This is a genomic window from Streptomyces sp. NPDC053541, assembly GCF_044544705.1.
In the GTDB taxonomy this organism is placed as follows: domain Bacteria; phylum Actinomycetota; class Actinomycetes; order Streptomycetales; family Streptomycetaceae; genus Streptomyces.
In genome coordinates this window covers 480517-505900 of the sequence record NZ_JBITXM010000003.1, presented here as the reverse complement: position 1 = coordinate 505900, position 25384 = coordinate 480517, and the positions used below count along the sequence as shown (strand labels likewise).

The following is a 25384-nucleotide window of genomic DNA, read 5'->3' as shown; positions in this document are numbered from 1 at the left end:
TCAGTTCACGGCCGGGGTGCCGACGGCGTGCTCCCGGGCATGCCGGTCCATCTCCGCGCGGAAGGCGGCGACCAGATGCGGCTGGATCCTCCCGGCATTGCGGTCGCCGCCCGCGCAGACCGCTCCCCGCACGCCCACGATGTCCGTGCCGATGCGGGTCAGCGGACCGAGATCGTCCCGCTTGACGCTGCCCGCGAGGGCGGCGAGCAGTCCGGACGCGTGGGCGCGCCGGACGAACTCGGCGCAGGAGTCGGGCGGAACGTGGTCGAAGAGCCGCGTGCCGTCCTTGATCGCGGTGTCCAGCATGGCCGCGTCGGCACCCGCTCGGGCGGCGATGTCGGGCAGGGCGAGCGGGTTGACGCAGCCGATGCGGTGGGCGTCGGCATAGCCCGAGGCGACGACGAGCGCCTCGGGGCGGTGGTCCTTCACCGCGCGGACGACCGCTCGCATGACCTCGATGCCCTGCTCGGGAGTCGTACAGCCGTACAGACCGACCTTGACGTACGTGGCGCCGGACACGACCGCACCGAGCGCGGCCTGCGCCACCGTGCCGGGCTTGTACGGCACGTCCCCCACGGTGGCGGACACCGGTTTGTCCGCCGGCACCGCGTCGCGGATCTCCCTGATGACCCAGGGGAAGTTGGCGCCCAGGGAGCCCTCGTCGGGCTTCTTGACGTCCACGATGTCGAGGTGTTCCGCCGCCTTCGCGCAGTCGAGGGCTTCCTCGACACCGTCCGGGGAGATGAGAAGCAACACCATGAACTCCTTCCGCCGCATGTCCACCTGACCGAGGACAGGGGTGCGGATCACCTGGTTCACGTGCGGGGTGCCCATCCTTTCCGCCGCTCCGCGGGCACCGGTAGGGCGCACGGAGCTCACGGGAGGTGCGTGAAGGCACGTTCATGATGCACTGTGCACCGCTGTGCACCGGCGCCTGCAGGCGCACGCCCGACCCTGCCGACCGCCCCCGACGCCCACTTGTGCGCTCCGGGGCCCTGTCTGCCCCCACCCCAGGCACGGAAGGCCCCCGCGGGGTCGCCCGCCCCCGTCCCGCGGAAGTCCGGCGAGACCGGTGACGTGTCCGTCACCGCTCCGAAGGGCGGCCATCACGAGGTCACCGCCCGGTCGGCGGACCCTGGACCGGCTCAGGAGGGAGGACCGGCTGTGAGCGACGTCCACCGCAGCATCACGCACGTCATGGTCCTGCTCCGGCATCCGGCCAATGGCCGGGTTCTCACAGTGAGGCACCAGCCGCGAGTCTGACACTCCCGCGGGCATGCTCCGGGGAGCCCTGTCGGCCCGCCCCTCGTTCGTGTGCCGGCTCGCCGCGCCACGGGCCATCGGTCAGGGACCCACTCCGCGCCGACCAAGATCCGGGCCCTACACGGACCAGCCGCCTGCAGCTTGGCCCTATCCTGGCCGTTTCCGCTGGTCAGCGGCCATGCGCGGCGTGTACCACCAGCAGACGAAGACCTGCTGGTGAGCTGTTCGCCGAAGAAGCTCGGGTTCTTCTAGCGGCACGAAGGAAGGTGCCTGCCCGGGTTCAGGCCCGGGCAGGTGCCCTCGGGCCCGGGGGCAGGGGCGGGGGCGATGAGATGCGGGCGTGGTGCCCTGCGGGCAGAGTGAGTAGGGACCTGTTCGTACCGAGGAGTCCCCTTGGTCCCGCGTGCTGGAGACGGGACGGAGTGATACGAGGATTGTCGCGATGTCGGAGTGATCGATGTTCCGCAGACGGCCGGCCGACAACAGCGAGGATCTTCTGGTCCGGCTCGGGTCGCTGACCGCCAAGGCCCGGGAGTTGGCCGAGACCCAGCGTTCCCGTGTCGAGCTCGCCGTGGCGCTGCAGCGTGACATGCTGCCGTCGGACCTGCCCAGTTTTCCGGGCGCCCGGCTGGCCGTCCGCTACGAGCCCGCCAACCACGGGCTCAACGTCGGGGGTGACTGGTACGACGCCTTCTCCCTGCCCGGCGGGCGGATCGGCATGTCCATCGGTGACGTGCAGGGGCACAACATCGAGGCCGCCGCCTTCATGGGGCAGGTCCGCGTCGCGCTGCGCGCGCTGGCCTCCGTCACCGGAGACCCGGGAGAGCTGCTCGGTCGCACCAACGACCTGCTGATCTCCCTGGGCGCCAGCCTCTTCGCCACCTGCACGTTCCTGCGGCTCGACCCCTCCGCCGGCATCCTGGAGTGCGCCCGGGCCGGTCACATCCCGCACATCTGGGCCACCAGCGACGGCCGCTCCGGCATCGACGACAGCGAGGGCGGGCCTCCGCTCGGTGTGCTCCGCGACGTCGAGTACCCGGCCACGCGCCACCGGCTCACCGCCGACGGCGTCTTCGTCCTCCTGACGGACGGGGTCGTGGAGGGGCCCTCGCTGCACGTCACCGAGGGTCTGGACCGGGTGACGCGGCTCGCCGGGATCACCGCCGTCGCCGGGCTGGACGTCGACGCGCTCGCCACCGCCGTCATGAAGCTGGCGGCCACGGTGGGGCACGAGGACGACGCGGCCGTCCTCGTCGTCGGCCATGACGGCGGCCCCGCCCGATCGACCGCCGAGGGGTGAAGGGGGCTCGCCCCGACAAAGGCCGGTCCGGACCCCGGGCCGGTCCGGACTCCGCCGGGCGGTCCGGACCCCGTGACGTACGGCGGCGCCCGACACGCAGGCGTCCTTACCCGGCCGTGGCGGCCCGGCCGGTGTCTCATGGCTGGCGTGTTCGTTATTCGGCAGTTCCGGCCCTTTACCGAGGCGGCGCTGATCTCGCTGGCCGTGGCGGCCTGCTACTACGCGTCCGGACGGCTCGGCCTGCTGGGCCGCCTCGTCGTCGAAGGCGTGGTGGCCACCCCCATCTGGCCGCCCACCGGCGTCGCCGTCGCCGCCCTGCTGCTGTTCGGCGCGCGGGTGTGGCCCGGGATCGCCCTCGGCTCGTTCCTGGTCATCGCCTCCCTCACCACCCCCGGGCCCACCACAGCGGTCACCGTGGTGAGCAACACCGTCGCGCCGCTCTGCGCCTTCCTGCTGCTCGGACGGGTCGGCTTCCGGCTCGACATGGCCCGGCTCCGGGACGGACTCGCCCTGATCTTCCTCGGGGGGTTCGGCGCCATGCTGATCAGCGCGACCGCGGGGGTCGGACTACAGGTGGTGACGGGCTCCCTGGACGAGAGCGAGTTCTGGGCCGTGTGGCTGGCCTGGTGGGCGGGCGACACGATGGGGGTTCTGCTCGTCGCTCCGCTCCTGCTCGTACTCGCGGGGCCGGCCGGACGGTTCCGGGTACGGCGCTGGAAGGAGGCGGCCCTTCTGGGGCTGACGACCCTGGTCGTCGTGCCCCTGGCCGTGCTCAGCCCGATGGGCCTGCTCTTCCTCGTCTTCCCCCTGCTGGTCTGGGCGGCGCTCCGCTTCCAGCTCGCCGGCAGCGTGCTGTGCGCGCTCTGCGCGTCCGTGTTCGCCACCTTCGTGGCGACCTCCGACCGGGGCTCGTTCTTACAGCTGTCGGACGTCGAGATCATGGTCAAGCTCCAGACGTTCAACGGTTCCGCCGCCCTGACCGCCCTGCTCCTCGCCTCCGTCATCACCGAGCAGCGCGCGACCCGCCGTTCGGTGCGCCGCGCCTGCGAGGAACTGGCGGAGGTCCTGGAGCACCTCGCGGCGGGCGAGCCCTCGCCGGGTCCCCCCGCCGGGCCCACGCCCGAACTCTTCGAGGGCCGGGCGACCCCACCCGACGGCCCCCGGGATCCATGACCCTCCGCGTCCGCGGCCGCATGCCGGGCGGCACACTTCTGGTCGATTATCGAACACTCGGATCGCGCCATTCCGGCGGATCCGAGGGAGCGATCGCCGTCTTCCCCAGGTCCCGGATCGGTGGATTTCATGATTTTCCGCCACGTATGCCGACACAGCGGGTTTCCGAAACGCGTGGGGTCGAGGTGTGCGCGGGCCGCGGACTCGGCAGACTCGCACTCGCCGTTCCCGGCACGACCTGCCGGGCCGGCGACACCCTCGAATCGAGCGTAAGGACGCACACCATGCGGAACACCGCGCGCTGGGCAGCCGCTCTGGGCCTGACGGCCACGGCCGTCCTCGGGCCCCTCACCGGTGCCGCCACCGCGGCGACCGAGACCTCGTCCCTGCTGCTGACCGCCAGGTACGGAGACACCTACTCCGCCCTCTCCGCCGACGCCACCGCCGCACCGTTCAGCGAGGTGACCCTGAGCTGTTCGCCCCACGCCTCGGGCACCCATCCGAACGCCAAGGAGGCCTGCACCGAGCTGCGCCGTGTGAACGGCGACCTCGACGCCCTGCAGCCCGAACCGGGCGTGATGTGCCCGATGTACTTCGATCCCATCACCGTCACAGTCAACGGGGTCTGGGAGGGCCGGACCGTCTCCTACGAGCGCACGTTCGGCAACGCCTGCGTGAAGAACACGTACGGCAGCCTCTTCGCGTTCTGACGGGCCGGGACCGCCCGGCGCGGGTGGCCTGACCGCCCGGTCGACGCCGCGAGCGCCGTCGCCGGGAGGGCGAGCACCGCCGCCGGGCCGTCACGGTCCCCCGGGAGCGGCGGACGGAGTGCGGCCGTCCGCCGCTCCTGAACGGGGGCATCCGCCCCCAAGGTCCGGAGCGATGCATCCGGACCACGACGAGGCGATCGCCGTCCCGCCCGAGCACGCGTCAGGCCTGTTCGCCGTGCGCGGTGAGGATCGGGCCGAGGTAGCCGTGGAGGGCTCGTTTCAGTTCGCGGGTCATGGCCGCCCGTTCGTCACCGGCGGGGGCCGCGACGACGAGCGGGATCATCGCCTGGAACAGCTGGATGGCGACCCGTGCCGTGCGGGCCCGGTCGGCGTCCGGGAGGGCCGGGGCGCGGGCGGCGACGACCGCTTCGACGCGGCCGACCAGCGCCTGTTGAGCGGGGCGGACGGCCTCGGTGAGGCCGGCCGGCATGTCGGGGCGGGCGAGCAGGGCCTTGAATCCGGGGTTGGCGAGGTTGAAGGCGACGAGCGGGTCGACCATCCGCTCGATCAACCGCTCCACCGGCCCCTCCGCATGTGGCGCCCCGTCGAAGGCCTCGCGGTGGGCGGCGAGGAGCTGGGCGGTGAAGCGGTCCGCGAGGGCCTGGGCGATCGCCTCCTTGTTCGGGAAGAACTGGTAGAGGGAGCCCGGGGACATGCCGGCCTGCCGGGCGATGGCGATGGTGGTGCTCTTCTCGTACCCGTCGGCGGCGAACACGGTGGCGGCGGCGTCCAGGATGTCGGCCATCCGGCGCTCCCCCCGGGCCTGACGGCGCCTCGGAGCCCGTCCGCCCGCGGCGGCGGCCGGCGCACCGGCCCCCGCCTCCCGCTCTTCCCGGGTCTTCTTCTCGACGTCGTCGCCCACGGTCTTCCTCTGCGCCATCGAACCCCTTCCACGGGCCTGCCCCCGCCGGCTGAGGACGCCACTTGTAAACACGAATGATTATTCGTAATCTGACGTCGCCGAACGGAACACGAATAGGTATTCGCATTGTACCTCCGGGGGGACCCGTGCTCGGAGGATTCGCCGTGCACCGGGCCAGGCGGCTCCGGAGCGGCATCGCCGCACCGCCGCCCACCTCGGTGATCGCACCCGCCCACGCCCCCTCCCCGACTGAAGAGGCGACGCACAGTGGCAACCAGCCCCGCAGCAACGACATCGACGCCCCCATCCGAAGCACCCTTCAAGACGACGCCCCCGCCGAACACGGCACTGGCCCGCCTCGGCGGCGGCATCGCCCGCCGACCCCGCCTGGTGATCTGGCTGAGCGCACTGCTCACCGTCTTCGGCCTGGTCCTCGCGGCGGGCGCCATGGACCGGCTGGCCCTCAGCCGGTTCGAGAGCCCCGGCTCCGAATCGATCGACACCCGGGCCGCGTTGGCCGAGGAGTTCGACACCGGCACCCCGAGCGTGCTGCTCCTGATCACCGCCAAGCACGGCACCGTCGACGACCAGGAGGTCGCAGAAGCCGGCCTCGGCCTCGAACGAGAGCTGGCCGCGCAGGACGGAGTCGCCGAAACCGCCTCGTACTGGTCGCGCGACAAGTCGCCCGTCATGCGCGCGGAGGACGGCAGCCAAGCCCTGGTCATCGCCCGGATGTCCGGCACGGTGACCGAGGCACGCACCCGGCTCGCCGAGTTCGCCCCCGGCTTCGCCCGCGACGACGCCACGGTCAAGGTCCGGGTCGGCGGCGGCGACGAGGTCTTCCGGCAGGCCGCGGAGCAGGCCCGCACGGACTTCCTCCGGGCCGAGATGATCGTCTTCCCCTTGGTCCTGCTGCTGCTCGCGTTCCTCTACCGCCGCTTCAGCGCCGCCCTGCTCACCCTCGGCATGGGCCTGTTCTCAGTGATCACGACGCTGGCGCTGATGCGGCTGCTCACGTACGTCACCGACGTCTCCACCTTCGCCGCCAACCTCACCCTGGTCATGGGCATCGGACTCGGCGTCGACTACAGCCTGTTCGTCATCAGCCGCTTCCGTGAGGAACTCGCGGCGGGGCACGAGGTCGCCGAGGCCACTTCGCGGGCGGTCGACGGGGCGGGCCGCACCGTGGCCTTCAGCGGGCTCACGGTGATCGTCTCGCTCGCCTGTCTGATGCTCTTTCCCTTCCCGTTCCTGCGGTCCTTCGCCTACTCAGGGATCGCGGTCGTTCTCACGTCGGTCTTCGCCGCCCTGGTGGTGCTGCCCGCCGCCCTGAGCCTGCTCGGCCACCGCATCCGGCGGCGGCGCAAGCACACGTCGGGCGCCGCCGCGCGAGGTGGCCCGGACGGGTGGTGGCACTCCACCGCCCTGCGCATGATGCGCCGCCCGCTGGCCTACGGCATCCCCGCCCTGGCGGTGCTCCTCGCGTTGTCCGCCCCCGCCCTGGGCATCTCCTTCGGCGCCCCCGACGACCGGGTCCTGCCCGCCGACGTCTCCAGCCGCGTCGTCCAGGACGACATCCGGGCGAACTTCGCGGCCGAGGAGATGGACGCCATCCAGGTCCTGCGCCCCGGCCTGCCCGGCAACGACTCCGGGCGCGCCGCCATCGACGCCACCGCCGCCGAGCTCTCCCGCCTGGAGGGCATCCAGCAGGTCGACGCGCTCACCGGCTCCTACGCCGACGGCCGCCGCATCCAGGAGCCGGGCGAGTCCGCCGACCGTTTCCGCTCCGACGAGAACACCTGGTTCTCCGTGATCGCCACCCAGGACGCGCTCGGTACCGAACCCGACCGCGTACTCGCCGACGTCCGGTCGGCGTTCGGCGACACCGAGGTCCGGATCGGCGGCTACCCGGCCGAACTCGGCGATTTCCGCCGCGTGCTGGTGGAACGTCTGCCCGCGGTCCTCGGCCTGATCCTGCTCGTGACCTTCGTCATCCTCTTCCTGATGACCGGGAGCGTGCTGCTGGCCGCCAAAGCCATCGTCCTCAACGCCCTGAGCATGGCCGTCATGTTCGGCGCCCTGGTGTGGATCTTCCAGGAGGGCCACCTCTCCGGACCGCTCGGCTTCACCTCCACCGGCAGCCTGGAACCCAGCATCCCCATCCTGATGTTCTGCACCGCGTTCGGACTCTCCATGGACTACGAGGTGTTCATGCTGTCCCGGATCAAGGAGGAGTACGACCGCACCGGCGACAACTCCGCCTCCGTCGCCGCCGGCCTGGAGCGCAGCGGCCCGCTGATCACGGCGGCCGCCGTCATCCTGGCCGCCTCCTTCGCGACGTACGCCTCGTCCGGCATCGTCTACCTCAAGATGCTCGGCCTCGGCATGGTCGTGGTCATCCTCGTCGACGCCACGCTCATCCGCGCCGTCCTGGTCCCGGTCCTGATGCGGCTGGCCGGCCGGGCCAACTGGTGGTCCCCCGCCCCGCTGCGTCGTCTGCACGCCCGGTTCGGCATCGCGACGCACTGAGTGACGCGGCGGGCGCCGGCACAGCGGCGTGCACTGGGAGGGCCGGGCTGTTCGGCACGGTCCGGAACGGCTCACCGCCGCCGTGCCGGTCCGTCGCGCCGAGCAGCCCGTCGGCCCCCGTCCGTCACGCCCCCAAGTACGCCTCCACGACCTGCGGGTCGTCGCGCAGCGCGGCGGCCGGTCCGGCCAGCGTCACACGGCCGGAGTCGATCACGTAGCCGCGGTGCGCGACCTTCAGGGCGGCCCGTGCGTTCTGCTCGATGAGCAGCACCGACGTGCCCGTCCGGTTGATCGACACGATGGCGTCCATGACCTGGGCCGCGACCAGCGGGGCCAGGCCCATCGACGGCTCGTCCAGCATGATCAGCCGGGGTCCCGCGACCATCGCCCGGCCGATGGCGAGCATCTGCTGCTCACCGCCGGAGAGGGTGCCGCCCTGCTGCTCGCGGCGCTCGGCCATGCGCGGGAACAACTCGTAGACCCGTCTGATCCGCCTGTCGACAGCCGCACCGTCGCGCACGGCGTAGCCGCCCATCTGAAGGTTCTCGTGCACGGTCAGCCGCGAGAAGATCCGCCTGCCCTCGGGCACGTGCACGATGCCCCGTTCGACGATCGACCAGGGCGTCGCCTCCGTGATGTCCTCTCCGTACGCCGTGACGGATCCGGCCCGCGGCCGCACCACGCCGGAGATCGCCGAGACCGTCGTGGACTTGCCGGCGCCGTTGTTGCCGAGCAGGGCGACGATCTCGCCCTCGCCGACGGTGAGGTCCAGGCCGCGGAGGGCGTCCACCTTGCCGTAGGCGACCTCCAGGCCCCTGATGTCGAGCACCGTGCTCATCGCTCCACCTCCGTCGTGCGGCCCGAACCCGCTTCCTCCGCGCCGAGGTAGGCGTCGATGACCGCCGGGTCGGACCGGATCTCGGCCGGTGTGCCGTCGGCGATCTCCCTCCCGTGGCTCAGTACGACGATCCGCTCGGACACCTCCATGACCAGGCCCATGTCGTGCTCGATCAGGACCACGGCGATCCCGAGGCCGGCGATGCGCCGCATCAGGTCGAGCAGGTGTGCCTTCTCCCCGTGGTTGAGTCCGGCTGCCGGCTCGTCGAGCAGGAGCATCCGGGGCTCACGGGCCAGCGCGCGGGCGATCTCGACGCGCCGCTGCTCGCCGTACGGCAGGTTGCGGATCCGTGCCGTGCGGTCGTGGTCCGTCCCGACGAAGTCGAGCCACTTGTGGGCCTCGTCGGTGGCCGCGTCCTCGCCGCGCCAGTAGCGCGGTGTGTGCAGCATCGCGTCGAGGAAGTTCTGCTTGATGCGGACGTGCATGCCCGCCCGCACGTTGTCCAGGACGGTCAGGTCGCCGAACAGCCGGAGGTTCTGGAACGTGCGCGCGACCCCCCGGGCGGCGATCACCGCCGGCCGTCCGCCGGTGATGTCGGCGCCGTCGAAGGTCACCGCGCCCGCGGAAGGCTTGTAGAAGCCCGTGACGCAGTTGAACGCGCTCGTCTTGCCGGCGCCGTTCGGGCCGATGACCGAGAGCACCTCGCCCTCGTGGACGGAGAACGTCAGGCCGTCGACGGCGCGAACCCCGCCGAACGAGACGGCCAGGTTCCTCACATCGAGGAGCACCTTGCTCACGACGCACCTTCCTGTACTCGGCGTCCGCGCCGGCCGGGTTCGGCCGCGCGGGCCGGGAGCAGTCCCTGCGGACGGAAGAGCATGACGAGGATCAGCAGCAGACCGAAGACGAGGTAGCGCCAGTTCTCCGCGCCGCGCAGCAACTCGGGGAGCAGCGAGATGACCAGGGCGCCCAGGACGACACCCGGTGTGGATCCCATGCCGCCGAGGACGACGGCCATCAGGATGAGCGCCGACCAGAGGAAGTTGAAGCTGGGCGGGGAGATCGCCGTCTGGTGTGCCGCGAACAGCACGCCCGCGATCCCGCCGAAGACCGCGCCGGCGATGTAGGCCGCGAACTTCACCTTGTAGGTGTGGATGCCCATCGCCTCGGCGGCGTCCTCGTCCTCGCGGACGAACCGCCACGCACGGCCGAGCCGTCCGCGCCCGAGCCGGCTGGAGAACAGCACGGCGAGGACGACGGTGATCGCGGTGATCCAGTACAGCGCGATGTCGGAACGCAGGCCGAACGCGCCGAAGTCGGGGATGCCGTACAGGCCGTTCGGTCCGCCGGTGAAGTCGAGGTTGTTCGCCGTGATGCGGATGATCTCCCCGAAGCCGAGGGTGACGATGGCCAGGTAGTCGCTGCGCAGCCGGAGCGTCGGCCCGCCGATGACGAGTCCGCCGACGACCGCGGTGGCCACGACCACGGGAAGGGTCGCGAGCAACGGCCAGCCGTAGCGCGTCGACAGCAGTCCCGAGGTGTACGCGCCGATCGCGAAGAACGCGGCGTACCCGAGGTCGAGCAGTCCGCAGTAGCCGACCACGATGTTCAGCCCCACCGCGAGCATCACGAAGATGAGCGCGTCCACCGCGATCTGGATGACGTACGTACGGGAGTCGAGGAACGGCAGTGCCAGGGCGACGACCGCCACGCCGAGGCCCAGCCACTTGCTCGCCAGGACACCGGACAGCGCCTCCGCGACGCCGGTGCGGCCGGTTCGGGGCGTACCGACTCCCTTGCCGGCGAGCGCGACGTTCGCGGGTGCGCGCTCCTCCACGGCGCGGACGTACACCGAGGCGTCGTCGGCGACCGGCAGGGTCGAATCGTCGTTCATCACACACGCTCCGTGACGCGTTCGCCGAGCAGCCCGGTGGGGCGCACGGTCAGGAAGAGGATGAGGAAGCCGAACGCGAAGACGTCACGCCACTCACTGCCGAGGCAGGCGACGGCGAACGACTCCAGCAGACCGAGCACGACCGCGCCGAGTACGGCTCCGCGCAGGTTGCCGATGCCGCCGATGACCGCCGCGGTGAAGGCCTTGAGCCCGATGACGAAGCCCATCAGGAAGTCGATCTTCCCGTAGTACGCACCGGCCATGACGCCGGCCGCACCGGCGAGCGCCGATCCCAGGAGGAAGGTCCGCGAGATGACCCGGTCGACGTTGACTCCCATCAGCAGACAGGCCTTGGGGTCCTGCGCGATGGCCCGCATCGCACGGCCCGAACGGGTCTTCCAGACCAGGGTGTCGAGGGTGATCATGAGGACGACGGCGATCGCCATCATCGCCAGCTGGGCGTAGGTGAGCCGGGCGCCGAGGACGTCCCACGCGCCGCCGTCGACGCCGATCCGGTAGACCTTCGGGTTCGGGCCGTACGCGACGGCGACGCCGTACTCGAGGGCGAAGCCGGCGCCGACGGCGGTGATGAGGACGGACAGCCTGGGCGCGTTGCGCAGCGGGCGATAGGCCACCCGCTCCAGGAGCATGCCGAGGCCGCCGGTCGCGATCATCGCGAGGACCATGACGGCGACGAGCGCGAGGAGTCCGCCGCCGAGCGCACCGGCGCCGACGCTGAGCACGGTGAAGCCGCCGAACGCGCCGACCATGTAGAGGTCGCCGTGGGCGAAGTTGAGCAGTTTGATGATCCCGTAGACCATCGAGTAGCCGAGTGCGACCAGGGCGTAGAGGGAGCCGACGAACAGGCCGCTGAGGACGAGTTGGATGAAGTGATCCATGCGATGCTTCCCGGGGGCGCGTCACTTGTGGAGGACGAAGGCGTCGTCCTTGACGACGAGGATGTCGAAACCGCCGACGCTCAGGGTGTGTTCGGCGGTGAACTTGAGCGGGCCCGAGAAGATCTTGAAACCGTCGATCCGCTCCAGCGCCTGGGTGACGGCCTTTCCGTCGGCGGAGCCGGCCTGGCGCACGGCCTCCGCGGCCACGCGTACCGCGTCGTAGGACTGCGTCGAGTACGGGCCGGGCTCGGAGCCGAACTTCTTCTTGTACCTGGCGACCCACGCCTCCCCGCCGGGGATGGTCTGGGGCGTCTGGGTCATCGTCGCGAACACGCCCTGGGCGTTCTGCCTGCCCGCGATCTCGATCAGTTTGCCGTCGACGGAGCCGTCCGCGACCATGATCCTGCCCGTGTACCCGGCGGCCTTGAGCTGCTTGATGAGCAGCCCGCCCTCCTGGTAGTAGCCCGTCCAGTAGACGAAGTCCGCCTTCGCCGCCATCACGGCGTTGACGGCTCCGGAGTAGTCCGACTCGCCCGCGGTCACCGACTGGCGGGTGGCGACCTCGACCGCGGTGGCCGCCAGTCGGTCCCCGGTGCGCTTGGTGATGTCGGCGGAGTACGACGTGTTGTCGTCGACCAGCGCTACCCGCCTGCTGCCGGCGGCCTCGATGAACCTCGAGGCGGCCTCGGCCTGTTGGATGCCGGTGCCGTTGATCAGGAAGACGTTCCCGCTCTGCGCCTTCAACAGGTCGGCCGAGTTGGCGGCCGGGATGAGCATCGGTATCCGCGCCTTGGCGAAGATGCTGATCGTGGGCAGGGTCGCCGACGAACAGTAGCCGCCCACGGAGATGTCGATTCCGGCGCTGACGAGCTTGGCGGCGCCGGCGGCGGCCGTCTTCGGGTCGCACGCCTCGTCCTCGACCGTGAGGGTGAGCTTGCGCCCGTTGATCCCGCCCTCGGCGTTGATCTCGTCCACGGCGAGTTGGGCGCCGTCCTTCATGTACGGGCCGATGGCGGCGGAGCTGCCGGTCAGCGGCGTGAGCAGCCCGAGCTTGACGGGCCCCGAGTCACTGTCCGGGGAACCGCTCCCGCCCTGGGTGAGGCCGCTGCACGCGGTGAGGGTGAGCCCGATTGCCATGGCGGCTGCCGCCATGGCACCGCGACGAACAATGGTCATGCCTTACTCCGTCTCGCCTGGTCCGCCGACGGGCGGACCCTCCGGCGGCCGGGGTTGCTCCCCGGCCGGCAACGCCACGACCCCTGCAAGGTGTGACATTGCACAGGTGGTTGTTCGAGGGGTAGAGAGCGCCTTGCATAGAACTCGTCGTGGGTGATGCCACCCCCGGTGAGGTGTGACATTGCACAGACAATAACGGCTGATGCCGCGGAGCGGGAGGGTCACAGGGGCCCGTGATGGATGTGTGACTTTCGGCCAACTCATGTCCTGCCGACGCACGGGGGCCTCCGGTAGCAGGCCCGGCGCCGAAGCCGGCGCGACGGGCCTCCTCCTCGGCCGGTGCCTCACCTCCGGGTCAGCCCAGTGTCCACCGCTGGTTGGTGCCGCCGCTGCAGGACCACAGCTGGACGGGGGTGCCGTCGGTGGTTGCCAGGCCGGCCACGTCCAGGCAGAGGCCCGACTGGACGCCGGTGACGGTGCCGGTCGGGTTGAACCGCCACTGCTGGTTGGGCTGGCCGTTGCAGGGCCAGGTGATCACCTTGGTGCCGTTGGTGGTGCCCTTGGCGCTGGCGTCCAGGCACAGGGTGGTGCCCCCGACGGTGACGGTCAGCTGGTTCGAGGCCGTACGCGTCCAGGTCTGGTTCGCGCCGCCGGTGCAGGTGTGGATCTGCTGCTGCGTGCCCGGCGTCGCGTTCACGGCGGTCAGGCACTTGCCCGCGGCCGCCGCACGCAGCGCTCCTGTCGTGCCGCCGGAGGGGGCCGCGTCCAGGCCCATGAAGTGGATCGCGTCGGCGGCCATGCGTGAGCCCTGGACCGGCAGTTGGTGTCCGGTGCCGGCGAGGCTGTAGGCCTCGACCTGGGTGGTGCCGGAGCTGTCGACGTACCGGGTGCGGGTCCAGTTGGTCGCGGGGCTGTCGGTGGCCGACGGCGTCTGGCTCACGCCGAGGACGTCGGTCCACTGCTTGATCTCTTCGCCGAGGTTGTGGTGGTTGAGGATGGTGTCGGCGGTCCCGTGCCACAGCTGCACGCGCGGCCGCGGGCCGGTGTAGCCGGGGTAGGCGGTGTTCCGCACCAGATCGCCCCACTGCTGCGGGGTCTTGGACACCTGTCCCTGGGCGCAGGCCGAGTTCCAGCCGCGCACCGAGCCGGTGGCGAAGCAGTGGTAGGGCACTCCCATGAACGCCGCGCCCGCCTTGAAGACGTCGGGGTAGTCGGCGAGCATGACGTTCGTCATCATGCCGCCCGAGGACTGCCCGGTCACGTACACGGCGTCGGGATTGCCGCCGTAGCGCTGCTCCGCGTACGTGATCATCGACATCAGCCCGACCGGGTCGCTGCCGCCGTTGCGGGTCAGCGCCTGGTCCGAGGAGACGTCCCAGCAGCTTCCGCTCGGGTACGTCGAGGGGTAGATGACGAGGAAGCCGTATGTGTCGGCCTGGGAGGCGAAGTCGGTGCTCGCGTGCATGGAGGGGCCGGTCCCCTGGCAGCCGTGCAGGGCGAGCAGGATCGGCGGGTTGGGCTTGACGCTGGTCGGCACGTACAGGTGCATCAGCAGACCGGTCGGGTTGGTGCCGAAGTTCGTGATCTGGACCAGCGAGGCGGCGGCGGCCGGTGGGGCCGTCTGCAGGTTCAGGCCGACCGCGAGACCGAGCACGGTGATGATGCCGAGCAGCCGTGAGGCGAGCGTGCGGGTGAGGGACATGGGACCTCTCCGTCGGGTTCGCTGACGCGATGGTCAGAGCTCGGGTGCCAGACCGCGTTCACGCAGCCAGGACAGCTGGACCGGGGGGTTGCAGCCGTATCCGCCGCCGTGGTCGCCGAAGGGCCAGACGGTGAGGGTGCGGTCCTCGCCCCGGTAGTGGTTGTAGGCGGCGTAGACCGTGGAGGGCGGGCAGATCGGGTCCATCAGGGCGACGCTGAAGAGCGCCGGCGCGGTGGCCCGTCGGGCGAAGTGGACGCCGTCGACGTAGTCGAGGGTGGCGAGGGTCCGTGCCGCGCGGTCGGGGCTGTGCCGGCGCAGGTACGTGGCGATCTCCGGGTACGGGCCCTCCTCGGTGATCTGCACGGCGCGGCGGAAGTGGCACAGGAACGGGACGTCCGGCAGGGCCGCCGCCACGCGGTCACCGGCGAGAGCGGCGACGGCGAGGGCCAGACCGCCGCCCTGGCTGCCGCCGGCCACCACGATCCGCTGGGGGTCGAGGCCGGGCAGCGCGGCGACGGCGTCCACGGCACGGACGCAGTCGGTGATCAGGCGCCGGTAGTAGTAGTTCTCCGGGGAGTCGACGCCCCGGGTCATGAACCCTCCGACCCACTGCGTGCCGTCGCCCGCGGTCCGGTCCGGGGTGTCGTGGCCCTGGCCCCGGCTGTCGACGACGAGCTGGGCGTAGCCGGCGGCGGACCAGAACAGGTGGTCGGTGGGCAGACCGCGGCCGTAGCTGTAGCCCAGGTACGTGACGACGACCGGCAGCGGTCGCTCCGCCCTGCGCGGGCGCAGGAGCCAGGCGGCCACCGGCTCGCCGTTCCAGCCGGGGAAGCGCACGTCGTCGACCTCGACGGTGTGCAGCAGGTGTGCGGACGTCACCCGTTCGGTCTTGATCGCCCCGTCGTGGGACCGGGCTTCGGCGAGGGTGCGGAGCCAGAACGCGTCGAAGTCGTGCGGAGCGGTCAGCGGCGGCTGGTAGCCGACGAGGTCGTCGGGCCCGAGGTCGGTGAGCGGCATGGGGCTTCCTCCGGTCGGAGTGTGCGCGGGGTGGCGGGGGTGCGCGGGGCATCGGGGCCGCGCCCCTCGCGGGTCGCGGCCGTGGCGGGCTCGGGTGTGCGCCGGGCCCGCCACGCCGGCTGTGCGCCGGAGCCGGGGTGGTGCCGCGTCGTCAGCGCTGGAGCGTCAGCAGACCCGGCCGGTAGGGCAGGAGGCCGTAGTCGACGCCGTCGGAGCTGGGGCTGCGCCCCTGGTAGAGCAGCTGCAGGTTGCAGGGGTCGATGGTCATGGTCTGGTCGGCGCTCGTGCGGAGCAGTTCGCCGTGGCTGATGTCGTTGGTCCAGGTGGCGCCGCTGTTGGCCTTGCCCGCGAAGGGGTTGGACTCGGTGGCGGCCTGCGGGGTCCACGTGCCGTTGAGGCTGGTCGCGGTGAAGGAGCGGAAGAAGCGGTGCTCGTTCGCGCCCCGGGCCTCGACGATCATCAGGTACTGGTCGCGGTCCTTCACCTTGTAGACCTGCGGGGCCTCGAAGAGGTTCTTCTCCGTGTCGCTCATGACCGTGGTGTACGAGGAGCCGAAGCTGCCCGGGAAGTTCCCGATCGGCATGCTCGCCCGGTAGATCTTGCCGTTGTCACCGGCGAAGAACAGGTACATGTTCGTCCCGTCGCCGATGATCGTCTGGTCGATCGGACCGGTTCCGGAGCCGGAGATGCTTCCGGTGAACAGCGCCTGCGGGGCCGACCAGCCGTTCGGGTTGGTGGGGTCGGTCGACGTGCGGTAGTTGAAGGCGGCCGCGCCCCACTGGTAGGTGAGCACCCAGATGTTCTTCGGCGCGAAGTAGAAGAGCGAGGGTGCGACGGCGTTGGAGGACATCGCGTTCTGGCTCGCCGAGCCCATCTCCGACCAGTTCGTGAACAGGCCGAAGTTCATCGAGCCCCACGCCTTGCCCGTCCCCGCGGCGCCGTGGGTCGTCGCGTAGACGAGCTGCTTGCCGTTGTACGGGGCGACGGTGAAGTCCTTGAGCGAGGCCCACTCGGGCCTGGGCTGGGCCAGCGGGCCCGTCGACGACCAGCGGTAGGTGGCGGGAAGGTCGCACGTGCCGGGGGTGCCGCTGCCGGCGCCGACCTTGACGAGCTGCCACTGCTGGTTGGCGCCGCCCCAGTCGTCGTACTGGACGATGTTCGCGCCGTCGGCGGTGGAGGCGCCCTGTACTTCGAGGGCCTTGCCGCTGTGGCGGGCGATGAGCCGCACGTGGCCGTCGGCGCTGTCGGCCAGCCGCCACTGCTGGTTGGTGCCGTTCGTGTCGGTCCACTGGACGACCGCCGCGCCGTTGGCGGTGGACTTGTTCTGGACGTCCAGCACCTTGCCGGAGTGGCGGGATTTGACGCGGTAGTAGCCGTCGCCGGAGGCGACGAACTGCCACTGCTGCTGGTTCTGGTCGTTCCTGGTCCACTGGGTGATGCGCGCCCCGTCGTTGGTCGCCAGGTTGTAGACGTCCAGGGCCTTGCCGCTGTTGCGGTTGACCAGCACGTACCAGGCGTTGCCGTCGACGGTCGCGGCGGCGGCGGGCGGGGCGGTGAGGAGGGCGGCCCCGAGCAGCAGGGACGACAGGACCGCGAGGACGAGACTCAGGACCAGGGGTGGGTGGCGAAATCTCATCGGCAGGACTCCTTCGGGTGAGGGGGGTGGGGTGACGCCGACGCGCCGCCGGGCGGCTGCGTCGGGAGGGCGGTGACGTGATAGGGGTGGAGGAGGCCGCACATGCCGAAGAGCGGGTCCTCGGGGCGCTCCAGCCTCGACACCTCGCCGAGGTCGAGGTGGGAGAGGTCGCCGGTCTTCAGCGCGTCCAGCTGGCAGCCGGTCATGAGGGTCGTCGCGAGCGGGCCGTCGCGCCAGCGGATCCACCAGGCGTCGAGGAGCTCCCGCTTGAGACGGTGGGCCGCCGTGTGGAACTCCCGCAGCCCGCCTTCGCGCAGGGCCTGGAAGCCTTCCAGGGCCAGGTCACGGCGGCGGCGTGCCGCCTCGGCGTGGTCGCCGGTGAGGACGGCCGCCGCCCGGTAGGCGTCGGGGTCGGCCAGGACGGGCGGGGGGAAGGTGAAGACGGCGTCGCCGGCCTCGGGGAGCCCGCTGTTCTGCATGAGCACCACGAGGCGCAGGCCGCCGGCGTTGACGAGGCGGTGGATCGTGCCCGGGGTGAACCAGACGACGTCGCCGGGGCGCAGCGGCGTGTCGGCGAAGCCGGAGGTGGTGAGGGTCTGGACGCTGCCCTCGCCGGCGATGACGACGTACGCCTCGGAGCAGACGAGGTGCATGTGGGGGGTGCCGCCGCACAGTCCGTCGGCGGCCTCCCAGTCGTACACGGTGAGCCCGGAGATGCCGACGGCGCCGGGGAGCGGGGTCACCACGGCTGTTCCTCGACGCGGCGGGAGAGGCGTTCGGGGGTCCAGGCGCCGTCGGCCACGACGATGCGGTAGCGGCGCGACAGGGTGGCGCCCGGAGCCAGCGGCAGTTCCTCGTCGAACGCCAGGGACGGGTTGACGGCGGGGATGGGCTCGCTGCGGACGAACCAGCGGCCGGGGGCGTCCGGGTCGTCCAGGAACAGCAGCGTGGAGGAGCGGTCCACCTCGTCGTGCCGGCCGACGAAGGCGAGCCAGTCGCCCTTCTCGCCCATGGCGGGTCCGACCACCTCGCCGCCGGTGAACGCGCGCGGGCCGCGCCAGAACAGGCCGGAGTATCCGGCGAGTTCCCTGCCCTGGGTGCCGGGGCTGCCGAAGGTCAGGGCGCTGTGGTGGACGTTGGTGAGGGCGGTGGTGACCTCCAGGGTCCAGGAGTCGGCCCGGACGTCGTGTGCGGTCAGCGTGCGGCGCTCGTCGATCCAGTGCTCCCCCGCCATGGTGTGCCAGGCCAGGTCCTCGGTGATCACGGCGCGGCCGTGGTCCGCCCTGGCGGACACGGCGAGGCTGCGCATCGTGCCGAGGTTCGGCAGGTCGACGTAGCCCCGGCCGCGCAGATAGGTGCCGCCGCCCCAGAAGTTCTCCCCCGACAGCCATGACGCCGTGAACTGGATGCCCTTGTGCCAGCGGTGGTCGTGCGGCCGGTATCCGGTGACCACGTCGCCGGCGAGCGTGCGCACCGGATGCAGGTAGGGCTTCGGCGCCTCGAAGGGGTCCATGACCGGCCGGTGGACATAGCGGAAGAGGTCGACGCCCCGGGCCCGGACGGTCAGCGAGTCCTCGTTGTCGAGGAGTGCGAAGGTCATCGGAACACCTCCGGGCGTCCGCCGTCGAGCGCGCCGTAGAACGGGTCGGCCGCGTCGATCTCTCCGCGCCTCACCGGCAGGCCGGTGATCGCGGCCTTGTACATGGCGGTGACCAGTTCCATGGTGGACCTGCCGAGGTCGGGCCGGACGCCGGCCTCGTAGCCGTCCAGGAAGTCCGCGAGCTGGGCGGTGTGCGAGCTGGGCAGGTCGTCCGGCGGCTCCCAGGTCGCGCGGGGGGTCCTGGCGGTGAACGTCCAGTCCGCGTTGGAGTAGCCGTACAGGTGGCGCAGTTCGACCGTGGCGTCGGCGAGGTCGAACCGCAGGTAGCTCTCCTCGCGCGGGGAGAGCACGCTGTTGACGACCGTCGCGAGGGCTCCGTTCTCGAAGCGGACCAGGGCCGCGGACACGTCCTCGGTCTGGACGGCGCGCTCCAGGCGGCCGGCCATCGCGCGCACCTCGGCCCATTCGCCGAGCACGTACAGCATCAGATCCATCTGGTGGATGCCGTGGCCCAGGGTCGGGCCGCCGCCCTCGCTGCGCCAGGTGCCGCGCCAGGGCACGTCGTAGTAGCCGTCGTCGCGGTACCACGCCGTGACGCACTGGGCGACGAGGGGACGGCCCAGGGTTCCGGCCGCGATCCGGTCCCGGAGGTGGCGGGCCCCGGAGCCGTACCGGTGCTGGAACACGGCGCCCGCGACAGCGGGTCCCTCGGCGGCTTCGATCCGGTCGAGTTCGGCCAGCGACAGGGCCACCGGCTTCTCGCACCACACCCACGCGCCCGACTCCAGGCAGGCCACGGCCTGTTCGGCGTGGAGGAACGGCGGCGTGCACAGGTGCACGACGTCGGGACGCTGCTCCTCCAGCATCGTGCGCAGGTCGGTGTGGACCGCGGGGATGCCGTGTTCGGCCGCGAACGCCTCGGCGCGTGCGGCGTCCACGTCGACGGCCGCCACGATCTCGGCCCGGTGGGCCTGTGCCCGGAGGGCGGGGACGTGGCAGATGCCGGCGATCCCGCCCGTTCCGACGATCGCGGTCCTGATCATCCGCCGAGCACCTTCCTGATGGCGTGGTAGGCGGGCTTCGGCCGCAGGTTCTCGTCGTAGGGCAGTGCGGCGCCCTCCTCGGGGAAGACGCCGGGGATCCACGAGTACTTGTCCGTGTAGTCCCAGACGGTGACGCCGACGCACTTCCGCACGGCCAGGCAGGCCTTGACGTAGTCGGCGTACCAGGTGGCCTGGGTGGCGAGCTTCTCGGGGGTCGCCGGGAGCTGCATCCGGATGTCGAGTTCGGTGATCGCGACCTCGACGCCGAGGTCGGCGAAGCGCTGGATGTTCTCCTGGACGCCGGCGGGGAAGCCGTACTGGAGCGCCAGGTGGCCCTGGAGGCCGAAACCCTCGACCGGGACGCCGTCGGCCTTCAGCTGCTTGATGAGCCTGTAGTAGGCGTCGCTCTTGGCGTTGATGCCGTCGACGTTGTAGTCGTTCAGGTACAGCTTGGCGTGCGGGTCGATCTCGTGGGCCCAGCGCAGGGCGTCGGCGATGTAGCCGGGGCCCAGGGTCTTGTAGAAGATCGACTCGCGGTAGCTGCCGTCCTCGTTGAAGGCCTCGTTGACGACGTCCCAGTGGATCACCCGGCCCTTGAACTGCCGGACCTCCGTCTGGATGTGGTTCTTGAGGACGGCGCGCAGTTCGTCGGCGGTCCAGCTGCGCCCGGTGAGCCAGGCGGGGAGCTGGCTGTGCCAGACGAGGGTGTGGCCGCGGACCTTCTGGTGGTGGGCCTCGGCGAAGCTCATGACCTCCTCGGCGGCGGTGAAGTCGAAGACGCCGGGCCGGGGTTCGGTGGTCTCCCACTTCATGGCGTTGCCGGGGGTGGTCTGGCCGAACTCGCTGCCGAGGACCTTCAGATAGGCGGCGTCGGTGAACTCGGGGTTGTCGGTGGCGGAGCCGAAGTACTTGTGGTGCTTCTTGGCCAGTTCGGCGAGGGTACGGGGACGGGGCTCGGCACTCGCGGGGGCGGCGGCGAGGCCGGCCGCGAGGCAGACGGCGGCGGACAGGGCGACGAGATGCCGGGACACGGGCATGGGTGCCTCCTCGGGTGCGGGTGGTTCAGTCGAGGACGATGGTGGTCAGCGCGCGCGGGGCGAGCGTGGCCGTGAGGGTGGTGCCGTGCGTGGTGACGACCTCGGCCGGGGTGATGGAGCGGGTCCGGTCGGTGACGTACGCGTCGGGGTGTCGGTCGTGTCCGCCGCGCAGGGAGAAGGTGGCGGAGCGCTCGGCGGTCGCGGTGTTGAGGATCTCGATGACGCGGCGGCCGTCGGTGTTGCGGAAGGCCGTGACCTTCAGGGCCGGGTCGGCGTTCGTGACCGGGACGCGGACGGCGCCGGGGCGGATGAAGCGGCTGAAGGCGGCCAGGGCCCAGTACCGCTTGGACACCCGGTAGGCGTCACCGGGGTTGGCGAGCTGGATGAGCCCCCGGGTCGCGCCGAGGGACGCACCGGTCCAGTAGACGTAGGCGTTGGCGTTGCCGACGGTCAGGGTGTTCTGGATGTCGGCCGCGACGGTGAGGCCGTCGTAGCCGCTGCCGTCGTCCCAGTTCTCGTTCCAGGTGGTGCCGTCGGGTGACCACTCCGACATCCACACGTGCTTGTCGGTGGGCTGCGGGACCGTGGTCGGGCCGCTGTAGCGGTGGCCCGTGATGGTGTGCACGGCCTTGTCGGCCGCGGGGTCCGCCTCGATGGCCTCGGTGTAGGCGACCTGCCGGTCCCAGCCGGCGGCGTCGCAGCAGACCAGTCGCGTCTTCAGCCCGGAGGCGCGGACGGTCGGTCCGAGCACCTTGAGGAAGTCGACGGCCTGCTGCGGGGTGAAGCGCATCGAGGCGTAGGTCGCCGTCCAGTCGGGTTCGTTGGTGAACCCGAGGTCGGTGATGGGGATGCCTTCGCGCTGGTAGAACCTGGCGTACTGGACGAGGTAGTCGGCGTAGGCCTGTCGCCAGGCGGGCAGGAGCTCGCCGCCGTCGTTCTCGCTGCCGTTGGTCTTCATGAAGGCCGGCGCGCTCCAGGCGTCGGCGTAGAAGCGTTCGACGCCGTAGGCCTTGGCCTCCTTGGCGAGCCAGACCTGGCCGCCGTCCCAGCCGTCCCAGACGTACGTCGGCGTGGCGTCCGGGCCGCCGGGGTCGGTCGGCAGGATCGTGGGCATGTGGTCGTAGACCCGGTCGGTCGACGACCCGATGCCGAGGCGCAGGATCGACAGGCCCGCGCCCTTCTCCTTGCTGAGCAGCAGGTCGAGCACCTCGCGCTGCTTGGCGGGGCCGAGGCCGCGGGCGCCGTGCAGCAGGTCGGCCCGCTGGAAGGCCATGGAGAAGCCGAATCCGTCGATGGGCTGGAGGTCGGCCCGGAAGTCGATGGTGGAGCGGGCGGGTTCGGCGGCGGGCGGCGCGGGGTCGGCCGCCGCCTGCGATGTGAGCGCTAACATGATGACGGCCGTCAAAGCGGTCAAACGTTTCACGGGGGGGGCTCCTCGGGGGTGGGGTCGCGTGGGCGGGTCAGCCCTTGGTGGCGCCCGCGGTGAGGCCGCCGATCAGCTGGCGCTCGGCGACCGCGTAGAAGGCGAGGGCGGGGACCATGGCGAGCACGATGTAGGCGAGGACGAGGGCGTAGTCGGTGGAGTACTGGCCCTGGAACTGCTGGACGCCGACCGGGATCGTCTGCCATTTCGGGTCGTTGAACACCAGCAGCGGCAGGAAGAAGTTGTTCCAGCTCGCGACGACGGCGAGGACCGAGACCGTGCCGAGCGCCGGACGCGCCATCGGCAGCAGGATCTGCCAGAAGAAGCGGAACTTGCCGCAGCCGTCCATGGTGGCGGCCTCCTCGATCTCCGCCGGCACGGTCCGGAAGAAGCCGCGCAGGATCACGATCGTCATGGGCAGCCCGAAGGCCGCCTGCGGGAGGATCACCCCGAGCGGGTTGTCGAGCAGGCCGAAGGTGCGCAGCATGAGGAAGAGCGGCAGGACGGCCACCGCGAACGGGAACATCAACCCGATGGTGAACAGCGTGTAGAACAGCTCCCGGCCCCGGAAGGCGTAGCGGGCCAGCACGAACGCCGCCATCGCGGAGGCCGCCACCGTACAGACCGTCGTGCCGATCGCGATGCCCGCGCTGTTGGCGATCTGCCGCCAGAACATCCCGTCGCCGAGGATGCCGGCGTAGTTGCCGACCCTCCAGTGCTCGGGCAGCCCGAACGGGTTCGTCGTCAGCTCGCCGGTGCTCTTGAATCCGGAGATCACGGCGTAGATCAGCGGGACGACGACGAACGCGGCGATCAGCCAGACCACGGTGTGCAGCGAGAGGCCGCGTGCGGCGCGGCGGGCGTTCATCGGTCGCCTCCCGAGGTGACGGCGCCACTGAGGTCACGGCGGAGCACGTAACGCTGGTAGAAGAGGGAGAAGACCAGGCTGATCATGAAGAGGACCACGCTGATCGCACTGGCGTAGCCGACCTGGTACCGCTTGAACCCGAACTGGAACATCGCGATCGCCATCGTCTCGGAGGAGTGGTTGGGCCCGCCCGCGGTCATGACCCAGACGAGGTCGAAGAGCTGGATGGACCCGATGACCGAAAGGAAGACGCTGATCCGGATCGTCGGGCCGAGCAGCGGAAGCGTCACGTACCGGAAGCGCTGCCACGCGCCGGCGCCGTCCAGGGCGGCGGCCTCGAGGAGCTCGGCCGGGATGCCCTGCAGTCCGGCGAGGAAGAGCATCATGTGGAAGCCGAAGTACTTCCAGATCATGACCACGAACAGGGTCGGCATCACCGTCGAGGGGTCGGCGAGCCACTTGCCCTGCAAGCCCTCCAGGCCCAGGAGCCCGGCGAGGTGGTCGGCCATGCCCGCGTCGGGCAGGAAGACCATCGTGAAGAGGACCGCCGTGACCACCTCGGACAGGATGTACGGGGCGAAGAACAGCATCCGGTAGACGGCCCGGCCGCGGAGCCGCTGGTTGAGCAGGACCGCGGTGAACAGGGCGAACGGCAACTGCACCGCGATCGACAGGACGATCAGGTACAGACCGCGTCCCAGGTCGCCGAGGAAGACGTGGTCGTCGAACAGCTTGGTGTAGTTGGCGAGGCCGACGAAGTCGTCCAGGGGGCCGATCCCGCCCCACTTGAAGAAGCCGGTCCAGACGGCGACGCCGATCGGGGCGAGGACGAAGACGAGGAAGAGGACCAGGGCCGGGACGAGGAACCAGGCGACCGAGGCCCAGTTCCCCCACCGGCGCGCGAGCGACCGGGCCGGGGCCGGCGGGCGCACCGGCACGACCTCCGCCGTCCGCTCCTCGGTCAGGGTGGACACGGAGCTAGGCACTCTTCGCAGCCTCGGTGATCGAGGCGGTGACCTGCTCGGGCGTCTTCTTGCCCGCGATGAGGTCGGCGACGCTGTCGTTGACCTCCTGGCCGACCGCGGGCGGATAGGCCTGGTCGAGGAAGAGCTGGAATCCCGTCGCCTTGACCAGACTCTCGGCCACCACCTTCTTGTTGGCGTCGGTGAGCTGCTTCTCCGCGCCCTTGACCACCGGGAGGTAGCCGTTGGAGGCCAGCAGCTTGGACTCGTTCTCCAGGACGAAGAACTTCAGGAAGTCCAGCGCCTCCTTCGGGGCGCCCTTGCGCAGCGCGAAGCCGCCGCCGCCACCGAACACCTCGGTGGCCTGCCCGACACCGCCGTCGACCGTCGGGAAGGGGAAGAAGCCCAGGTCCGCTCCGAGGTCGGCGCCCGCGTCCTTCTGCACCGACGGGCCCCACTGCCCCATCAGCTCCATGGCGGCCTTGCCGTTGCCCATGGTGGCGGCCTGCCCGCCGGGGGTGGCGTAGCCGGCGCCGAGGAAGCCGGTCTGGAAGGGCTGGAGGTCGACCAGTTCCTTGAGGTGGGCGCCCGCCCGGACGAAGCCGTCGCCGGTGAAGTCCTTGGTGGTCGCGGCCTTCTGGAGGGCGGGGAGGCCGGCGACGCGCATCGCGAGGTAGGCCCAGTAGTAGTGGCCCGGCCACTTCTCCTTGCCGGCGAGGGCGATCGGGGTGATGCCCGCCGCCTTGAGCTTCCTGACGTCGTCGAGGAGTTCGGCCCAGGTGGCCGGCGGGGCGGTGATCCCGGCCTTGGCGAAGAGCTTCTTGTTGTACCAGAAGCCGACCATGCCGATGTCGTAGGGCACGGCGTAGGTGCGGCCGTCGAACTGGTAGGCCTGCAGCGAGACCGGGGTGAGCTCGGACGACCAGTCCAGGAGGTCGGTGAGGTCCTCGACCAGGCCCGCGTCCACCTGCTGCTGGAGCACACCGCCGCCCCAGGTCTGGAAGACGTCGGGGAGCTTGCCCGAGGAAGTGGTGGCGGTCAGCTTGGACTTGAAGGCCTCGTTCTCCAACGAGGTGGTGTTGATCGCGATGTTCGGGTGAGCGGTCGTGAACGCCGAGGAGATCTGCGGGAAGAGGGACTTGCCCGGTTCCGTCGTGGCGATGTTCCACCACTCGAACCTCACCTTGCCGTCGGCGGACGGTCTGCCGCCCGCGTCGCCTCCTCCGCAGGCCGCGGTCATGGAGACGGACAGTGCGGTCAAGCCCGCGAGCGTCAGGAAGCTGCGTCGGCTCGGGAGAGTGCTGGCCATGGGACCTCCGGGGTGAGGAATGCCGGTTTCGCGCCCGAAAACTTTTCGAAATACTCTCGAATTCTGCGCTGCCACAAACTAGG

At 70.8% G+C, this 25384-nt stretch carries 22 protein-coding genes; 4 read left to right on the top strand and 18 right to left on the bottom strand.

Annotated features, from left to right (window positions below; genetic code table 11):
* Complete coding sequence (locus ACIGW2_RS09475) at positions 1–756, bottom strand: (5-formylfuran-3-yl)methyl phosphate synthase (RefSeq protein ID WP_399842734.1); 756 nt, start codon at positions 754–756, stop codon at positions 1–3.
* A gap of 964 nt (positions 757–1720) precedes the next feature.
* Here ACIGW2_RS09475 and ACIGW2_RS09470 point away from each other — a divergent pair.
* From ACIGW2_RS09470 to ACIGW2_RS09460, 3 genes are all read left to right on the top strand, one after another.
* Positions 1721–2563 (top strand): PP2C family protein-serine/threonine phosphatase, encoded by an 843-nt coding sequence (locus ACIGW2_RS09470; protein ID WP_356074377.1) that lies wholly within the window; start codon positions 1721–1723, stop codon positions 2561–2563.
* Positions 2564–2701: 138 nt separating this feature from the next.
* Positions 2702–3736, top strand: coding sequence for an MASE1 domain-containing protein (locus tag ACIGW2_RS09465; RefSeq protein ID WP_391651929.1), 1035 nt, complete (start codon positions 2702–2704; stop codon positions 3734–3736).
* 284 nt (positions 3737–4020) lie between these two features.
* A complete protein-coding gene (locus tag ACIGW2_RS09460) occupies positions 4021–4446 on the top strand; it encodes a subtilase-type protease inhibitor (RefSeq protein ID WP_391651930.1) in 426 nt (141 codons plus the stop codon).
* A 220-nt stretch (positions 4447–4666) separates the two neighbouring features.
* On the opposite strand, the gene ACIGW2_RS09455 is transcribed toward ACIGW2_RS09460, so the two are convergent.
* Positions 4667–5386: a TetR/AcrR family transcriptional regulator gene (locus ACIGW2_RS09455; protein ID WP_399842403.1), complete on the bottom strand. Its 720-nt coding sequence runs from the start codon at positions 5384–5386 to the stop codon at positions 4667–4669.
* A 249-nt stretch (positions 5387–5635) separates the two neighbouring features.
* Here ACIGW2_RS09455 and ACIGW2_RS09450 point away from each other — a divergent pair, with 249 nt between their 5' ends.
* Positions 5636–7897: an MMPL family transporter gene (locus ACIGW2_RS09450; protein ID WP_399842401.1), complete on the top strand. Its 2262-nt coding sequence runs from the start codon at positions 5636–5638 to the stop codon at positions 7895–7897.
* A 124-nt stretch (positions 7898–8021) separates the two neighbouring features.
* Here ACIGW2_RS09450 and ACIGW2_RS09445 read toward each other — a convergent pair whose 3' ends face one another.
* The 16 genes from ACIGW2_RS09445 to ACIGW2_RS09370 all read right to left on the bottom strand — a co-directional run bounded on the left by ACIGW2_RS09445 (position 8022) and on the right by ACIGW2_RS09370 (position 25301).
* Positions 8022–8735 (bottom strand): ABC transporter ATP-binding protein, encoded by a 714-nt coding sequence (locus ACIGW2_RS09445; RefSeq protein WP_391651933.1) that lies wholly within the window; start codon positions 8733–8735, stop codon positions 8022–8024.
* Positions 8732–9532: an ABC transporter ATP-binding protein gene (locus ACIGW2_RS09440; RefSeq protein WP_399842397.1), complete on the bottom strand. Its 801-nt coding sequence runs from the start codon at positions 9530–9532 to the stop codon at positions 8732–8734. The genes ACIGW2_RS09445 and ACIGW2_RS09440 overlap by 4 nt, the downstream gene beginning before the upstream one ends.
* Positions 9529–10629, bottom strand: a complete 1101-nt coding sequence (locus tag ACIGW2_RS09435; RefSeq protein WP_399842394.1) for a branched-chain amino acid ABC transporter permease — start codon at positions 10627–10629, stop codon at positions 9529–9531. Before ACIGW2_RS09435 ends, ACIGW2_RS09440 begins: the two co-directional genes overlap by 4 nt.
* The gene (locus ACIGW2_RS09430; RefSeq protein WP_399842391.1) at positions 10629–11528 is read right to left on the bottom strand and encodes a branched-chain amino acid ABC transporter permease; all 900 of its coding nucleotides are present in this window, start codon (positions 11526–11528) and stop codon (positions 10629–10631) included. The genes ACIGW2_RS09435 and ACIGW2_RS09430 overlap by 1 nt, the downstream gene beginning before the upstream one ends.
* A gap of 21 nt (positions 11529–11549) precedes the next feature.
* The gene (locus ACIGW2_RS09425) at positions 11550–12704 is read right to left on the bottom strand and encodes a branched-chain amino acid ABC transporter substrate-binding protein (RefSeq protein WP_399842388.1); all 1155 of its coding nucleotides are present in this window, start codon (positions 12702–12704) and stop codon (positions 11550–11552) included.
* A gap of 355 nt (positions 12705–13059) precedes the next feature.
* A complete protein-coding gene (locus tag ACIGW2_RS09420; protein WP_399842386.1) occupies positions 13060–14406 on the bottom strand; it encodes a PHB depolymerase family esterase in 1347 nt (448 codons plus the stop codon).
* 33 nt (positions 14407–14439) lie between these two features.
* A complete protein-coding gene (locus ACIGW2_RS09415) occupies positions 14440–15423 on the bottom strand; it encodes an acetylxylan esterase (protein ID WP_391651939.1) in 984 nt (327 codons plus the stop codon).
* 151 nt (positions 15424–15574) lie between these two features.
* Entirely contained in the window at positions 15575–17059 is a 1485-nt protein-coding gene (locus tag ACIGW2_RS09410; protein WP_399842384.1) for a non-reducing end alpha-L-arabinofuranosidase family hydrolase, read from the bottom strand.
* A complete protein-coding gene (locus ACIGW2_RS09405) occupies positions 17056–17802 on the bottom strand; it encodes a cupin domain-containing protein (RefSeq protein ID WP_399842732.1) in 747 nt (248 codons plus the stop codon). The genes ACIGW2_RS09410 and ACIGW2_RS09405 overlap by 4 nt, the downstream gene beginning before the upstream one ends.
* On the bottom strand, positions 17799–18659 hold the full coding sequence (locus ACIGW2_RS09400; protein WP_399842381.1) for a PmoA family protein: 861 nt from the start codon (positions 18657–18659) through the stop codon (positions 17799–17801). Before ACIGW2_RS09400 ends, ACIGW2_RS09405 begins: the two co-directional genes overlap by 4 nt.
* Positions 18656–19702 (bottom strand): Gfo/Idh/MocA family protein, encoded by a 1047-nt coding sequence (locus ACIGW2_RS09395; RefSeq protein WP_399842380.1) that lies wholly within the window; start codon positions 19700–19702, stop codon positions 18656–18658. The genes ACIGW2_RS09400 and ACIGW2_RS09395 overlap by 4 nt, the downstream gene beginning before the upstream one ends.
* Positions 19699–20739 (bottom strand): endo-1,4-beta-xylanase, encoded by a 1041-nt coding sequence (locus ACIGW2_RS09390; protein WP_399842377.1) that lies wholly within the window; start codon positions 20737–20739, stop codon positions 19699–19701. The genes ACIGW2_RS09395 and ACIGW2_RS09390 overlap by 4 nt, the downstream gene beginning before the upstream one ends.
* A 25-nt stretch (positions 20740–20764) precedes the next feature.
* Positions 20765–22129, bottom strand: a complete 1365-nt coding sequence (locus tag ACIGW2_RS09385; RefSeq protein WP_391651944.1) for a glycoside hydrolase — start codon at positions 22127–22129, stop codon at positions 20765–20767.
* Between the two features lie 70 nt (positions 22130–22199).
* On the bottom strand, positions 22200–23030 hold the full coding sequence (locus ACIGW2_RS09380) for a carbohydrate ABC transporter permease (protein ID WP_356072583.1): 831 nt from the start codon (positions 23028–23030) through the stop codon (positions 22200–22202).
* Positions 23027–24016: a carbohydrate ABC transporter permease gene (locus tag ACIGW2_RS09375; RefSeq protein ID WP_391651946.1), complete on the bottom strand. Its 990-nt coding sequence runs from the start codon at positions 24014–24016 to the stop codon at positions 23027–23029. The genes ACIGW2_RS09380 and ACIGW2_RS09375 overlap by 4 nt, the downstream gene beginning before the upstream one ends.
* Positions 24009–25301 (bottom strand): extracellular solute-binding protein, encoded by a 1293-nt coding sequence (locus ACIGW2_RS09370; protein ID WP_391651947.1) that lies wholly within the window; start codon positions 25299–25301, stop codon positions 24009–24011. The genes ACIGW2_RS09375 and ACIGW2_RS09370 overlap by 8 nt, the downstream gene beginning before the upstream one ends.
* Positions 25302–25384: the final 83 nt, after the last annotated feature.

What these genes read in the sequence shown, in the direction of transcription:
- ACIGW2_RS09470 (WP_356074377.1), top strand. Translation starts at nt 1,721, where the DNA reads ATGTTCCGCAGACGGCCGGCCGACAACAGCGAGGATCTTCTGGTCCGG.
- ACIGW2_RS09465 (WP_391651929.1), top strand. Translation starts at nt 2,702, where the DNA reads ATGGCTGGCGTGTTCGTTATTCGGCAGTTCCGGCCCTTTACCGAGGCG.
- ACIGW2_RS09460 (WP_391651930.1), top strand. Translation starts at nt 4,021, where the DNA reads ATGCGGAACACCGCGCGCTGGGCAGCCGCTCTGGGCCTGACGGCCACG.
- ACIGW2_RS09455 (WP_399842403.1), bottom strand. Translation starts at nt 5,386, where the DNA reads ATGGCGCAGAGGAAGACCGTGGGCGACGACGTCGAGAAGAAGACCCGG.
- ACIGW2_RS09445 (WP_391651933.1), bottom strand. Translation starts at nt 8,735, where the DNA reads ATGAGCACGGTGCTCGACATCAGGGGCCTGGAGGTCGCCTACGGCAAG.
- ACIGW2_RS09435 (WP_399842394.1), bottom strand. Translation starts at nt 10,629, where the DNA reads ATGAACGACGATTCGACCCTGCCGGTCGCCGACGACGCCTCGGTGTAC.
- ACIGW2_RS09430 (WP_399842391.1), bottom strand. Translation starts at nt 11,528, where the DNA reads ATGGATCACTTCATCCAACTCGTCCTCAGCGGCCTGTTCGTCGGCTCC.
- ACIGW2_RS09425 (WP_399842388.1), bottom strand. Translation starts at nt 12,704, where the DNA reads ATGACCATTGTTCGTCGCGGTGCCATGGCGGCAGCCGCCATGGCAATC.
- ACIGW2_RS09420 (WP_399842386.1), bottom strand. Translation starts at nt 14,406, where the DNA reads ATGTCCCTCACCCGCACGCTCGCCTCACGGCTGCTCGGCATCATCACC.
- ACIGW2_RS09415 (WP_391651939.1), bottom strand. Translation starts at nt 15,423, where the DNA reads ATGCCGCTCACCGACCTCGGGCCCGACGACCTCGTCGGCTACCAGCCG.
- ACIGW2_RS09410 (WP_399842384.1), bottom strand. Translation starts at nt 17,059, where the DNA reads ATGAGATTTCGCCACCCACCCCTGGTCCTGAGTCTCGTCCTCGCGGTC.
- ACIGW2_RS09400 (WP_399842381.1), bottom strand. Translation starts at nt 18,659, where the DNA reads ATGACCTTCGCACTCCTCGACAACGAGGACTCGCTGACCGTCCGGGCC.
- ACIGW2_RS09395 (WP_399842380.1), bottom strand. Translation starts at nt 19,702, where the DNA reads ATGATCAGGACCGCGATCGTCGGAACGGGCGGGATCGCCGGCATCTGC.
- ACIGW2_RS09390 (WP_399842377.1), bottom strand. Translation starts at nt 20,739, where the DNA reads ATGCCCGTGTCCCGGCATCTCGTCGCCCTGTCCGCCGCCGTCTGCCTC.
- ACIGW2_RS09385 (WP_391651944.1), bottom strand. Translation starts at nt 22,129, where the DNA reads ATGTTAGCGCTCACATCGCAGGCGGCGGCCGACCCCGCGCCGCCCGCC.
- ACIGW2_RS09380 (WP_356072583.1), bottom strand. Translation starts at nt 23,030, where the DNA reads ATGAACGCCCGCCGCGCCGCACGCGGCCTCTCGCTGCACACCGTGGTC.
- ACIGW2_RS09370 (WP_391651947.1), bottom strand. Translation starts at nt 25,301, where the DNA reads ATGGCCAGCACTCTCCCGAGCCGACGCAGCTTCCTGACGCTCGCGGGC.